Annotated in this window: 13 protein-coding genes; 3 read left to right on the forward strand and 10 right to left on the reverse strand. The window is 37.3% G+C overall.

Going from position 1 to position 11,882, the window contains the following annotated elements; translation table 11 throughout:
* Window positions 1-82 precede the first annotated feature (82 nt).
* The gene (locus tag PGC35_RS18530; protein WP_375220180.1) at window positions 83-724 is read right to left on the reverse strand and encodes a redox-sensing transcriptional repressor Rex; all 642 of its coding nucleotides are present in this window, start codon (window positions 722-724) and stop codon (window positions 83-85) included.
* Window positions 725-832: 108 nt separating this feature from the next.
* Between PGC35_RS18530 and PGC35_RS18535 the strand changes: the two genes are divergently transcribed.
* On the forward strand, window positions 833-2,767 hold the full coding sequence (locus tag PGC35_RS18535; protein WP_375220181.1) for an ABC-F family ATP-binding cassette domain-containing protein: 1,935 nt from the start codon (window positions 833-835) through the stop codon (window positions 2,765-2,767).
* Between the two features lie 215 nt (window positions 2,768-2,982).
* On the opposite strand, the gene PGC35_RS18540 is transcribed toward PGC35_RS18535, so the two are convergent.
* A complete protein-coding gene (locus PGC35_RS18540) occupies window positions 2,983-3,306 on the reverse strand; it encodes a YnfA family protein (protein WP_375220258.1) in 324 nt (107 codons plus the stop codon).
* 155 nt (window positions 3,307-3,461) lie between these two features.
* Here PGC35_RS18540 and PGC35_RS18545 point away from each other — a divergent pair, with 155 nt between their 5' ends.
* On the forward strand, window positions 3,462-3,917 hold the full coding sequence (locus tag PGC35_RS18545) for a DUF3888 domain-containing protein (RefSeq protein ID WP_375220182.1): 456 nt from the start codon (window positions 3,462-3,464) through the stop codon (window positions 3,915-3,917).
* A gap of 412 nt (window positions 3,918-4,329) precedes the next feature.
* On the opposite strand, the gene tsaD is transcribed toward PGC35_RS18545, so the two are convergent.
* The 6 genes from tsaD to PGC35_RS18575 all read right to left on the reverse strand — a co-directional run bounded on the left by tsaD (window position 4,330) and on the right by PGC35_RS18575 (window position 8,178).
* Complete coding sequence (gene tsaD, locus PGC35_RS18550; protein ID WP_275783999.1) at window positions 4,330-5,349, reverse strand: tRNA (adenosine(37)-N6)-threonylcarbamoyltransferase complex transferase subunit TsaD; 1,020 nt, start codon at window positions 5,347-5,349, stop codon at window positions 4,330-4,332.
* Entirely contained in the window at window positions 5,346-5,795 is a 450-nt protein-coding gene (gene rimI, locus PGC35_RS18555; RefSeq protein WP_053591776.1) for a ribosomal protein S18-alanine N-acetyltransferase, read from the reverse strand. Before rimI ends, tsaD begins: the two co-directional genes overlap by 4 nt.
* Window positions 5,785-6,471 (reverse strand): tRNA (adenosine(37)-N6)-threonylcarbamoyltransferase complex dimerization subunit type 1 TsaB, encoded by a 687-nt coding sequence (gene tsaB / locus PGC35_RS18560; protein WP_375220183.1) that lies wholly within the window; start codon window positions 6,469-6,471, stop codon window positions 5,785-5,787. Before tsaB ends, rimI begins: the two co-directional genes overlap by 11 nt.
* On the reverse strand, window positions 6,468-6,920 hold the full coding sequence (tsaE, locus tag PGC35_RS18565) for a tRNA (adenosine(37)-N6)-threonylcarbamoyltransferase complex ATPase subunit type 1 TsaE (protein ID WP_375220184.1): 453 nt from the start codon (window positions 6,918-6,920) through the stop codon (window positions 6,468-6,470). The genes tsaB and tsaE overlap by 4 nt, the downstream gene beginning before the upstream one ends.
* Before the next feature lie 143 nt (window positions 6,921-7,063).
* Entirely contained in the window at window positions 7,064-7,474 is a 411-nt protein-coding gene (locus PGC35_RS18570; RefSeq protein WP_275783989.1) for a YugN family protein, read from the reverse strand.
* An 86-nt stretch (window positions 7,475-7,560) separates the two neighbouring features.
* Window positions 7,561-8,178, reverse strand: coding sequence for an SGNH/GDSL hydrolase family protein (locus PGC35_RS18575; RefSeq protein WP_375220185.1), 618 nt, complete (start codon window positions 8,176-8,178; stop codon window positions 7,561-7,563).
* Window positions 8,179-8,288: 110 nt separating this feature from the next.
* Here PGC35_RS18575 and PGC35_RS18580 point away from each other — a divergent pair, with 110 nt between their 5' ends.
* Entirely contained in the window at window positions 8,289-9,335 is a 1,047-nt protein-coding gene (locus PGC35_RS18580; RefSeq protein WP_375220186.1) for an acyltransferase family protein, read from the forward strand.
* Between the two features lie 309 nt (window positions 9,336-9,644).
* On the opposite strand, the gene PGC35_RS18585 is transcribed toward PGC35_RS18580, so the two are convergent.
* Together PGC35_RS18585 and purU are read right to left on the reverse strand one after the other, a co-directional pair.
* Window positions 9,645-10,049: a DUF4181 domain-containing protein gene (locus PGC35_RS18585; RefSeq protein WP_375220187.1), complete on the reverse strand. Its 405-nt coding sequence runs from the start codon at window positions 10,047-10,049 to the stop codon at window positions 9,645-9,647.
* A gap of 813 nt (window positions 10,050-10,862) precedes the next feature.
* Entirely contained in the window at window positions 10,863-11,756 is an 894-nt protein-coding gene (gene purU, locus PGC35_RS18590; RefSeq protein WP_375220259.1) for a formyltetrahydrofolate deformylase, read from the reverse strand.
* Between the last annotated feature and the right edge of the window lie 126 nt (window positions 11,757-11,882).

Raw genomic sequence — 11,882 nt, forward strand, 5'->3', positions numbered from 1 at the left:
TTTGACCTCGAGGGGCTAGGCGCTGGAGCTGGACATAAAGAAAAGCCTTCGACCCATCAGTATTGGGTAGAAGGCTTTCAATTTATTCGTTATGTTCATTTCTTATTAAATAAATTAGGGTTTGTACTTCAACCGATAAATCGATTGTATGGACCCGAATCGTATCAGGTACCGTCAATCGGACAGGGGTAAAGTTAAGAATCCCTTTAATATTCGTTTTTGCTAATCGATCAGCTACTTCTTGTGCCGTGCGACTTGGAACAGTACAAATAACCAACTCGATACCATGCTCCTCGAGCTTCTCTTCCATGACGCTCGGATGAAAGACAGGAATATCACTTACCAACATTCCCTCTATCGGTGCTTTTGTATCAAAAGCAACTACAATTTTGGTATTATGGTTTTTTTGAAAGTTATATTTTAAAAAAGCTGTTCCTAAACTACCAACTCCAATAAGTGCCACATTTGCAGCTTCATCTTGATCGAGTGTTTTTCTAAAAAACTGGAGTAAGTTAGCAACATCGTATCCATAACCTTTTTTGCCAAGTGCTCCAAAGTGCGAGAAATCTCTTCGAATAGTAGCGGAATCTATTTTCATCGCATCACTTAACTCTTGTGATGATACTCTTTTATGTCCTGCATTATGAAAACTTTGTAAAAATCTATAATATAATGGAAGCCTCTTTGTTGTTGCTTGAGGAATTCTCGGTAGTTCAGGTTTCATCAAAAACCCTCCAATTTCGTTCTTAACATTACCTCATTATAATGCTACAGCGTTGCAACGACAAGTCCTATCTATTACACTTAAGATAGAATTGAGGTGCGAATCATCGTGATTGTTTTACAAGTCAATCAAGTAACAAAATCCTTTAACGGAGAAGATATATTAACTAATGTAAAGTTAGAGGTTCAAGACCGAGATCGGGTAGCCCTTGTAGGTCGAAACGGTGCAGGAAAATCTACTTTACTTAAAATAATAGCTGGAGAAATGTCGTATGATTCCGGCGATATCATTATGCCTAAGAACATTCGATTAGGATACTTAGAGCAACATGCCGGACTAGAATCAAAACTTTCTATATGGGAAGAAATGAAGTCCATCTTTAATCATCTCATCGAATCAGAAAAAGAGCTTCGTTCCTTAGAAACGCAAATGGCAGACCCATCTGTATACGAGGACTCCGATGACTATGCACGAGTTACAGCTGCGTATGATGAGCTACAGCTATCTTTTAAAGAAGCAGGCGGTTATCGATACGAATCAGATATCCGTTCTATTTTACACGGAATGCAGTTTTTCCCTGAGGATTATGATAAGCCTGTGCAAGCATTATCTGGTGGACAAAAGACTAGGTTGGCACTGGCTAAAATGCTACTTAGCAAACCCGATTTACTCATATTGGATGAGCCGACCAACCACTTGGACATTGAAACACTGAACTTTTTGGAAAACTATTTAAAAAACTATAGTGGCGCAATTCTTATCGTGTCCCATGACCGCTATTTCTTAGATCAAGTCGTAAACTTTGTTTATGAAGTATCTCGCCATAATGTTACTAGATATGTTGGCAACTATAGTAGTTACCTTGATCAAAAAGCAAAAAATTACGAACGTGATAAAAAAATGTACGAAAAACAGCAGGAGGAAAAAGCTAAACTCGAAGACTTTGTCAATCGAAATTTAGCTCGTGCTTCCACAACCAAAATGGCTCAATCGAGACGCAAAGTGATTGAGAAGACAGACTGGATGGATTCTCCAGATGGTGATGAAAAATCAGCTTCTTTCGGCTTTTCGATTGATCGGCCAAGTGGAAATGATGTACTTAGACTCGAAGAAGTTTCTGTTGGCTATCCTGGCAAATCGGTTTCTAAAAATATTTCTTTTTCCGTATATAAGCAGGACAGAATAGCGCTAGTCGGACCAAATGGTGTCGGTAAATCTACCTTACTGAAGACCATTATGAAACAACTAGAAAGTGCAGGCGGTAAAATTCAATACGGCACAAACGTCCAATTTGGATACTACGACCAAGAACAAGCTGCTCTTACTGGCAATAAAACAGCACTTCTTGAATTATGGGACGAATGGCCACTTATGAATGAAAAAGATGTCCGTACTGTGTTAGGTCGTTTTCTATTTAGTGGAGACGATGTTCAAAAAACCGTTTCTACCTTATCTGGTGGAGAGAAAGCTAGACTTGCTCTAGCAAAGCTAATGTTGTTAAAAGCAAATACGTTAGTGCTAGATGAGCCGACCAACCATTTAGATTTAGATAGTAAAGAAGTGCTTGAAAATGCATTGCTCGATTTTCCAGGAACGATTCTTTTCGTCTCACATGACCGTTACTTCATTAATAGAATCGCTACGAAAGTGGTTGAATTATCGAATGATCACGCAGCACTATTTTTGGGAGATTACGATTACTATTTAGAAAAGAAACTCGAACTAGAAGAGCTGGCTCTTGAGAGCGCAGGAGCAATAGAAAAAGCCGTTGTCGTAAAGGCAAGCACTTCTACGATTGATAAAGAAGCGAAGAAAAAAGAACGCCAACTCCGTAGACAACTGGAAGAACTAGAATCTCAAATTCCGTTAGTGGATACAGAGATTGCTTCTATAGAAGAAAAGCTTTGTGACCCTGCAATTTTCCAAGACCACGAAGCTGTACAACAATTGCAAAAAGAACTAGATGAATGGAAAGAAAAACAAGATAATTTGTCCAACGAATGGTTAGAATTGCAAGAGCAACTCGAAGAAATCGTTTCATGAAATAAGTAGTGTAAACCGAGAAATGGTTTACACTATTTTTTTTATTTGAAATGAGGAACCACCCGATTATCTTGAGTGGCCATCCGATTTTCTTAGTGAGCCATCCGATTTTTGCTTGAAACCATCCGATTATGTTGGTTAATCATCCGATTATAGCTGATAACCATCCGATTATTTAACTAAACCATCCGATTGCTTGTTATTTAACTCCTTTTTTAATGGCGCGGAGCAAATAGCATGACTAACACACCAACTATGCATATACCTGCACCTATCCAATCATAAAAATCTGGTGTTTTCTTATCAATTCCCCAGCCCCATAATACAGAAAGAACTATAAACACACCGCCATAAGCAGCATACACTCTGCCAAACGATGGAAAAGTTTGAAATGTAGCAATTACTCCATATAAAGCTAATGCCACACCTCCTAAAACACCCCAATAATACGGCTTACCTTCTCTTAACCAAAGCCATATGAGATAACCACCACCAATTTCAGCTAATCCTGCAAGTATAAAAAGGGCAATTGCAATAATTGAAATCACGTCCTTATCATCAAATTATTTTTATCCAAAAACATTGATTTATGTATAGCTCATGTCGAGCGTTTAAACTTTTTATCCATTCACTAATATTTGGACGAAATAAGTTAACTTTTTCTGAACAAAATAATGATGAAGGTGGCGTAATTATGAAAAAAATATTACTTGTCTTTTCTTTTGTTCTGTTTCTTTTACCGCCATCCATATTAGTTCAGTCAAATACAGCTATTGATGAGCCTGCACAAAATTACTATCAACCAGAAGAAAAGTCAAAAGAAGAACTAATGATGGATTTATTTTTATCCTTACTCTCTCCAAATATCGATAAGGCGATCACAAATTATTATTCAGATTCCCTTCTAATTTCCCCGATGGTTTATCCGTATCAAATAAAAATTTTAAACATGGAAAGAACTAATGGTTATCGTGGGTTTATATTTTCAGTGACGATTGAAGTTACTCCTGTAGTCGGTCCACACATTCCTGTTGGAAAAGACCAGTTAACTTTTACTATAACTCCGAGTAGGATTAGTCTTACTGAATTTAAGCATATAGAGACTTACGACCTTCCACCACACTGGCAGTATATCATAAAGAAAAAGTAATCAGCATACCTCCATGAAGCTCCCATAAAAATTTGTCGATTCATGCCCATATATGTTGGTCAAGTACAAAATTATAATAATTTTTTTCCACAAATTTATTCACATAAAAAACTAAGCAATACCAACATATCAACAGACTTATACACATTGTCCACAGATTCGAAAGATAGTTTTCCACATGAAAGTGTATAAATGTGACACTATATATTGAAATTTACCACCTTATACACATCTTATCCACAAATTGTGCATAAGTACGAATGTTCTCTATTGACAACTGGAAATAAACCTGTTAAAAAAATCCTCTTTTCTTGTCGAAGAAAAGAGGATTTCGTATTTCCAGACTAGCTTTCAAAGCACGTAACACGAGGTGAAAGCTAGTAGAACTTTAGCTGATGTGCTTAAATGAAAATTAGTTCCAACTATTTAATTCCATCCCTGGTCGACCATTCATCGACATATCCCCAAGTTGACCTGCCGAAAACTTAGAGTTTCCAGCTGCAGCTATCATTGCTGCATTATCGGTGCACAATGAAATTGGTGGGACATAAAAAGGGATGTTTTCTTTAGTGAATGTTTCTTCCAATGATTTTCGAAGACCTTTGTTCGCTGCTACTCCACCCGCTGCAATGACTTGTTTCACGTTAAACTCACGTGCTGCTCTTAGTGTTTTTGCAGTCAACACTTCAATTACACTCTCTTGGAATCCTGCTGCTAAATGGTTTGGGTTGATTTCCTCTCCACGCTGCTCCGCATTATGTTGATAATTGATAACGGCAGATTTCAATCCACTAAAGCTGAAATCATAAGATCCTTCTTCTAGCCAAGCTCTTGGAAACGGCACTGCCCCGTCACTTTCAGTCGCCAGTCGATCGATATGTGGCCCTCCTGGATAAGGAAGATTCAAAACACGAGCAACCTTATCGTAAGCTTCTCCTGCTGCATCGTCTCGTGTTTCACCAATTAACTCGAACTGACCGTCTTCCTTCATTAATACTAGCTCGGTATGTCCACCTGATACAACTAATGCGAGAAGCGGAAATTCCATCGGCTGAACGAGCGCGTTGGCATAAATATGGCCAGCGATATGATGAACGCCCACAAGTGGAAGTCCATTTGCAAAGGCAAAAGCTTTTGCTGCATTTATTCCGATTAAAAGTGCACCTACTAATCCTGGACCTTCCGTTACTGCTACTGCATCCAATTCCTTCGGTGTCATGTTCGCCTGCTTTAACGCTTCTTCCACGACTATCGTGATTTGTTCCACATGATGTCTGGAAGCAATTTCTGGAACTACCCCACCAAAACGTTTATGGCTCTCTATTTGAGAAGCGACCACATTCGAAATAATTTCCTTACCATTCTTCACTATAGACGCAGCTGTTTCATCACAGCTCGTTTCAATTCCTAAAATAAATTGGTCTTTTGTCATTTAAATTCCACCCACATCACAAGAGCATCCTCTTGCGTATCTGTATAATAATTTTTTCGTATTCCGCCGTCTTGGAAACCTAATTTGTAATATAATTTTTTGGCAACATCATTTGATACACGTACTTCCAATGTCATAAGAACAACTTCCTGCTCGAGCACTACTCGAATGGCTTCGCGCATGAGGCCCTCTCCAATTTTCAGACCTCTCATCTTTTCAGTTACCGCTACATTTGTAATATGACTTTCATCCATTACAATCCACATTCCGCAATAGCCAACAATTTCTTTTTCTTCTGTCTCTGCCAAAATATAATAGGAGTACAAATTTGTCGTCATTTCATGTTCAAACGCTTCTCTTGTCCAAGGAAGTGTGAAGGCTTCTTGCTCTATACGTAAGACTTGATCGATATCCTCTATAGTCATTCTTCGATAATTAATTTCCATTTTTCTTCTGCTCTTTCATCCAATTAGCTTCAGCTTCTGTTACACGTAAATACTCTGGTACAGTCGTATGCACATCAGATGCTTCTTGCTTTTTAGCAAGTTCAATTAATACAGCTGCACTCGGCAGATTAAACGCTGCATTCACCCGTTGCACTTTGTCCCCAAGTACTTCTTTAATTTGCTCCCAATGAATCGAAACATCCATTCCGACAAATAAAACCGGTTGCCCCATTTCATCCAATGTTTGAAGTAGCTCTGTTAGCGACATATGCGCTTCCTTCACCACTTCTTCATTCATATAAATTCCTGCAAACACATTACCGCGTCTTGCATCCATAATGGAACAAACGACTCCTGAAAAGAACGGAACATTGCCCGCTAACACTTGTAAACTCGATACAGAAACAATCGGGATATTCAGCGTCCATGCAAGCGTCTTTCCAATCGTTACTCCGATACGCACACCTGTGTAAGAACCTGGACCATTCGCAACAGCAATTGCATCTATTTCATTCGGCTTAATATCTGCCTTTTTCAATAACTCTTCTATTGCTGGCATCGTTCCGATTGAGTGCGTAATTTTAAGGGACGACTTATACTCTGCAAGCACTTGATCGTCCTTTACTACAGCAACCCCAAGCGGCGTATGTGATGTATCTATTCCTAACCAAATCATTCAAAAAGCTCCTCGCATAATTGTTCATAACGTTTTCCAAACGGAGTAAAAGCAAACTTTCGCTGTTCATCTTCCAGTTGTAGTATTTCAATAGCCAAACGCTCTGGCGGCAAATCAGTTTCTATTAAATGGGCCCACTCGATAATACTTACCGCATCTCCGTAAAACAACTCGTCCCAACCTAAATCCTCATCACTATCTGCCAATCGGTAGACATCCAAATGATTCAAAGGTAGTCGACCCTCGTATTGCTTCAATATTGTAAACGTTGGACTATTCACATTCCGCGTAATGCCAAGTCCTTTGGCAACACTTTTCGTAAAGGTTGTTTTGCCTGCTCCTAAATCTCCCTCTAACGTGAGCACATCTGCCGGTTTTAAGAGAGCAGCAAGCTGCTTTGCAAGTTCCTCTGTTTCTTGCTCCGAATTAATTATCCGTTCAAAAATCATTTCGGCCGCTGTCCTTTCCAGTACATAACTATTTGACTTCTATTATAAAGAAATATGCGCCGGAATGTAAGTATGCACTCCTTTAGGTGAATTGTTGGAATTAAAAAGACCATTTCACTAAATAGCGAAATGGTCTATATTATTTAATTTAAATATTGTACAACTTGTTGTACAGCCTGCTCACCAGCGTGTGCCCACCTGTTTTTATTCTCAATGTGACCATCTTTGTCTACCGGATCTTGAAATTGATCAAAACCCGAGGTCGTCAGCAAGGAATTCTGGTCTGTATCCAATCCCATATTCACCACATGTTTAATAACATATGGCGTTTGAAAACGGATATACGCTTCATGGTGATCAAGATCACCCTCTAAAACCTCAAAAGGTAGTCGCAAATAAATCGTCTCTCCACCATCTCGATGTAAAACATTGTCGAAGCTTCCTTTATGATAGTCCCAATTTCCACCGATTGAATAACCGAGACTTTGAATGCGACTCTTCAAATCACCAAAATACGCCTTCTTACCTTCTAGATCCGTCTGTAACTGTAACATGCCTTCCACTCCTTTTTCACATACTCAGTCCTATCTTTTCCAATACCTAATGAAAAAATACAAACTGAAAAAAGGGAAGCATCTTATTAATCGAACAATCTTTGAAATAGTCTCCGCAAAAATCCTGGCGATTGATTGCTTTCATTCATCTCCTCTAGCTTCTGAACAATCAAATCTGATAAGATTTCATATCCTGCTTCACCAAAATGAAGACCGTCATTCTTTTCTCCTATTAATAGCTCTTTGTAGTTCGGTTTCAAATAAAGTACAGTGAAAAAATCAATCGTATGACTCCCTGTTTCTTCTGCTACTTCCTTTACCGCTTGAGCATATTGCTTTAATCGTTCATTGGATCGATTTGGTTGAAGAGCTTCGTCTACTGGTGCAGGGGTTATTAAAATCGTTTTTTCTGCTCCAATTCTCTTTGTGAATTCTTTTATATTTTGCTTAAATGTATCCAGCTCCACAAACTTATGTATGGAAGAATCATTGGCGCCAAACAATATGGTCACTATATCAGGCTTTTTAGCAAGTACGTCTTTTTCAAATCGTTCCATCGCTTGTGCAGTCGTATTTCCGGAAATACCAGCGTTGATGAATCGATAGTTTTTGAGCTTAGAAGCTAGTTTGTGAGTCAATATAGGGGAAGGATATCCTTCTTTTCTAGCGGTGATACTATCCCCAAAACATACAACATCCAACATTTTACAGGCTCCTTTCTACGTTATTGTAATATAATTGAAACACAATATACGTTTATATTCACCGTATAATGGATAAATAAACATGGAGATCAAAGCTTGGAGGATGTAATATGTCTAAAAAGAGATTAACATGGGTAGATGTGACAAAAGGATTTTTAATGATTTTAGTTGTGATCGGTCATTATCCTGGAGAATTAGATTTCCCACTTGCAAAATATATATACTGGTTCCACATGCCAGCATTTTTCTTATTAAGCGGACTATTTTTTAAAGAAATCTCAGAAGATGAAAGCTCCAATAAAACGGTTAAAAAGAGATTTTTACAATTGATGGTCCCTTATTTATTCTTCCTAATGATTATTACTGGAATTCGTTATGGAATGGAGCTATCGTTAGGAAACTTCGATTTATCTTGGTATTTACAAGATTTATCTACATTAGTTATAGGAGGCCGATTCGCTCGTGGAGCTTATGGCGTTTTCTGGTTTGTAACTACTTTATTTTTCACTTATTTGCTATTCATTTGGATGACAAAACATTTAAGCCGTGTAAAACAAATAGTTTTACTAGCAACATGTTACCTTGTAGCACATTTAGAAAGTATCTTCGCAATGCGTGTAATTAGCGGAGCACCAGACGAAGCTTCTCAAACAATTCCAATGCTTTGGAATTTGGATGTTGTGTTAATGGCTATTGTTTACTTTGCCCTTGGCTATTATGCAAAATCTGTCTGGATGAACATCACACTCCCTTGGCTCATCGGAGCAGGCGTTGTGGCAATTGGCGCAGTCTTTGCAGACAGAGTTGGTTTAATTGACTACCATTTAAGTATGAAGTTTTTAAGATATGATCACCTAGTATTAGACTTAGTGATTCCCATAGCTTTTATTATTGTGATTCTTGCTCTTTTCCAAAGACTCACAAAAATAGTACCTTTAAATTGGCTAGCCAATATTGAAAAACACTCTATTTCAATTATGTATTTGCATATATTAACGGATATTATTTTGAATGACTATTTCCAATATGGAATAATCGGATTCACTACACTGGGACTAGTCATACCAATTTTAATTTCCATCGCCATTCAAAAAATGATTCCATACGGCAAGTTTTTCCTCGGCGATATCCGAGCGAAGAAGCCAATCGAAATTTAAAAAAACACGCCCCTTCTATTTGAAAGGGGCGTGTTTTTGTTTACAATTAATGGCACTTCGAGACTAAACGGTTACTAAGCGAGACCAATTAATTGTTAACCGAGACCAATTAAGCTAATTACGAGACCAACTCAACTGGAATCGAGACCATTTCTCATAATATCAAGTTATCTACAGTTGAAACAGCTCATCTACAGCAAAGGTTATGTTATTTTTATCCAATGAACAAATCTCTTTATTACCGAGACTAACTAGCTTAGAACCGAGACCATTTCCCGCATAACAGCAACCATTTCTCAAACTAAGAAGTTATACATAACTAAGTAAATCAAAATCGATTACTATAGCTATCACCAGCGCTAAGATAACCCCTTCGCTAATAGTAAGAATATATCGTTTAGATCCATCCAAATACTTCCATTGAAAAAACGCACTTACCCCATATTCAATCACTACATTGAAAAAGTATATAAATAGTAAAAGGTTTATTGAAAAATCCTCATTTAACATATAGAATGTGGCCGAAATCGTTGCAATAAATACAGCTATTCTTATAACCCAATCAATTTTTCTATGCAATTCATTTATATGGTTGTAAGAAAAGAATTCTTTCTTTTCTTTTTCTATATTGAATACTTTTCTCAAAATTGTCTTAACTACTGATATTAAAGCAAAAACTATCAATAAAATAAATATCAAGCTTATCCATATCATATAATCACTCCTACATATAAATTAATTAGTAAGACATCACTCTAATAGAACAAGAATCTGTATTAGTTATACGAGTGTAATGACACATAAGATTCATTAATTGGAATATATTTCTTTCACACCATTAAGTAACTTTCAATAAAACTATGTATTTCTTATCTAATAAAAGACAAAAAATGTCTAAGCGAGACCAAATCGCATGCATAAGCAACCAATTGTATCCGAACCGCGACCAACTCTCTCCATAGAGCAACCAATTTTAACCCAAGAGCAACCATTTCTCACATTATGTAGTTTACTTCTATGAGATTCACTCAAAATAAAAATGACTCTTTGCATTTTCGCAAAGAGCCATTTAATAAACAAGCTATTTATACAATAAAAATCGAAATTCTACTAAAAAATAGAACACTCATTCGTATTTATGTTATAATAAAAATGCAATTGCATAGGCAGAGTGGGCGGTAGGTCACTTCCTTCTAGGGAGGTGATACCAATGACAACATATCAGATGACAAGCTTGTTAATACAGTTAAGCGCTGTAATGTTAGCAGCCTTCTCCATCGTTGTGACATTGATTATTTTCTTTGTAAAAAAGAAATAACCGTCCCTCAGCAAAGGTTTGACGGTTATTTCTGACCTCGGACCAGCCGCTCTTTCTGCGGTTTGCGGTTGCAGGGCTGGATATTCGCGTATCCAGTCTTTATATTATATGTTTCTACTTTTATTATATACAGAATCTCAAACCCATTCAACCTATATGAGCATTTCCATCTATTACATATCTCACATATTTGTGTCAAAACAGTTTACTTAATGAAACACAATGGTTTTATTATCTTGTACGATGATTCTATTTTCTAAATGCCATTTTACTGCTTTTGCGAGAACTCGACGTTCGATTTTGCGACCAATTTTCTTTAAATCCGTCACATCGTCTCGGTGGTCTACTCGTTCTACATCCTGTTCAATAATTGGACCTTCATCCAGATTATTCGTTACATAATGAGAAGTAGCACCAATTAGCTTCACACCACGCTCAAAAGCACGTTCATATGGGCCAGCTCCGATAAATGCTGGTAAGAAGGAATGGTGAATATTGATAATTCTATTTTCAAAGTGGCGCACAAAATCAGGCGTCAATATTTGCATATAGCGCGCAAGGATTAATAGATCCACATTGTATTCTTTCATAAGACGGATTTGCTCTTCTTCTACTTGTTTTCGAATATCTTTGTTCGCAGGAATGTAATGATATGGAATTCCTAATGCTTCCACAAAAGGACGAGCATCCTCGTGATTACTAATAACAATCACTATGTCCGTATCTAAATCACCATTTTGCCATTCCCATAAAAGCTCCATCAAACAGTGGGGCTCTTTTGAAACAAATATAGCAGAACGCTTCCGCTCATTTGGATAAGCAAATTCATAGTCCATGGAATGGCTAGCGGCTATTTCTTCAAAATCCTTCTCCATATTCGCAGACTTTTCAGTTAAATGATCGCTGTGATACTCGATACGAATAAAAAATGTGCCATTTTCTGGGTCACTGGAGTACTGACTTGATTCAATAATATTTGAATCATGATTATGCAAAAATGTCGACAGAACAGATACAATCCCTGGCTTATCTGGACATTTTACTAACAAGCGACCTCTATTATCAAGTTGCTTATTTATTTTTCCTTTAACTTTTACTTCCATGGACATGGTGTACAACTCCTATATTCAATATATTAATTTTATCATTATGCATCATTATAAACATCTTCTCAAGCTTTATATTGATAAAAGTTCGAGTTAAACATATGGACAGCCGTATTTTACATA

Origin of the sequence: Psychrobacillus sp. PGGUH221 (genome assembly GCF_042055255.1) — a bacterium.
Lineage (GTDB): Bacteria > Bacillota > Bacilli > Bacillales_A > Planococcaceae > Psychrobacillus.

Excerpts from the sequence above, each read along its gene's own strand:
- PGC35_RS18530 (WP_375220180.1), bottom strand. The coding sequence starts at position 724 with ATGAAACCTGAACTACCGAGAATTCCTCAAGCAACAACAAAGAGGCTT.
- PGC35_RS18545 (WP_375220182.1), top strand. The coding sequence starts at position 3,462 with ATGAAAAAAATATTACTTGTCTTTTCTTTTGTTCTGTTTCTTTTACCG.
- tsaD (WP_275783999.1), bottom strand. The coding sequence starts at position 5,349 with ATGACAAAAGACCAATTTATTTTAGGAATTGAAACGAGCTGTGATGAA.
- rimI (WP_053591776.1), bottom strand. The coding sequence starts at position 5,795 with ATGGAAATTAATTATCGAAGAATGACTATAGAGGATATCGATCAAGTC.
- tsaB (WP_375220183.1), bottom strand. The coding sequence starts at position 6,471 with ATGATTTGGTTAGGAATAGATACATCACATACGCCGCTTGGGGTTGCT.
- tsaE (WP_375220184.1), bottom strand. The coding sequence starts at position 6,920 with ATGATTTTTGAACGGATAATTAATTCGGAGCAAGAAACAGAGGAACTT.
- PGC35_RS18570 (WP_275783989.1), bottom strand. The coding sequence starts at position 7,474 with ATGTTACAGTTACAGACGGATCTAGAAGGTAAGAAGGCGTATTTTGGT.
- PGC35_RS18575 (WP_375220185.1), bottom strand. The coding sequence starts at position 8,178 with ATGTTGGATGTTGTATGTTTTGGGGATAGTATCACCGCTAGAAAAGAA.
- PGC35_RS18580 (WP_375220186.1), top strand. The coding sequence starts at position 8,289 with ATGTCTAAAAAGAGATTAACATGGGTAGATGTGACAAAAGGATTTTTA.
- PGC35_RS18585 (WP_375220187.1), bottom strand. The coding sequence starts at position 10,049 with ATGATATGGATAAGCTTGATATTTATTTTATTGATAGTTTTTGCTTTA.
- purU (WP_375220259.1), bottom strand. The coding sequence starts at position 11,756 with ATGGAAGTAAAAGTTAAAGGAAAAATAAATAAGCAACTTGATAATAGA.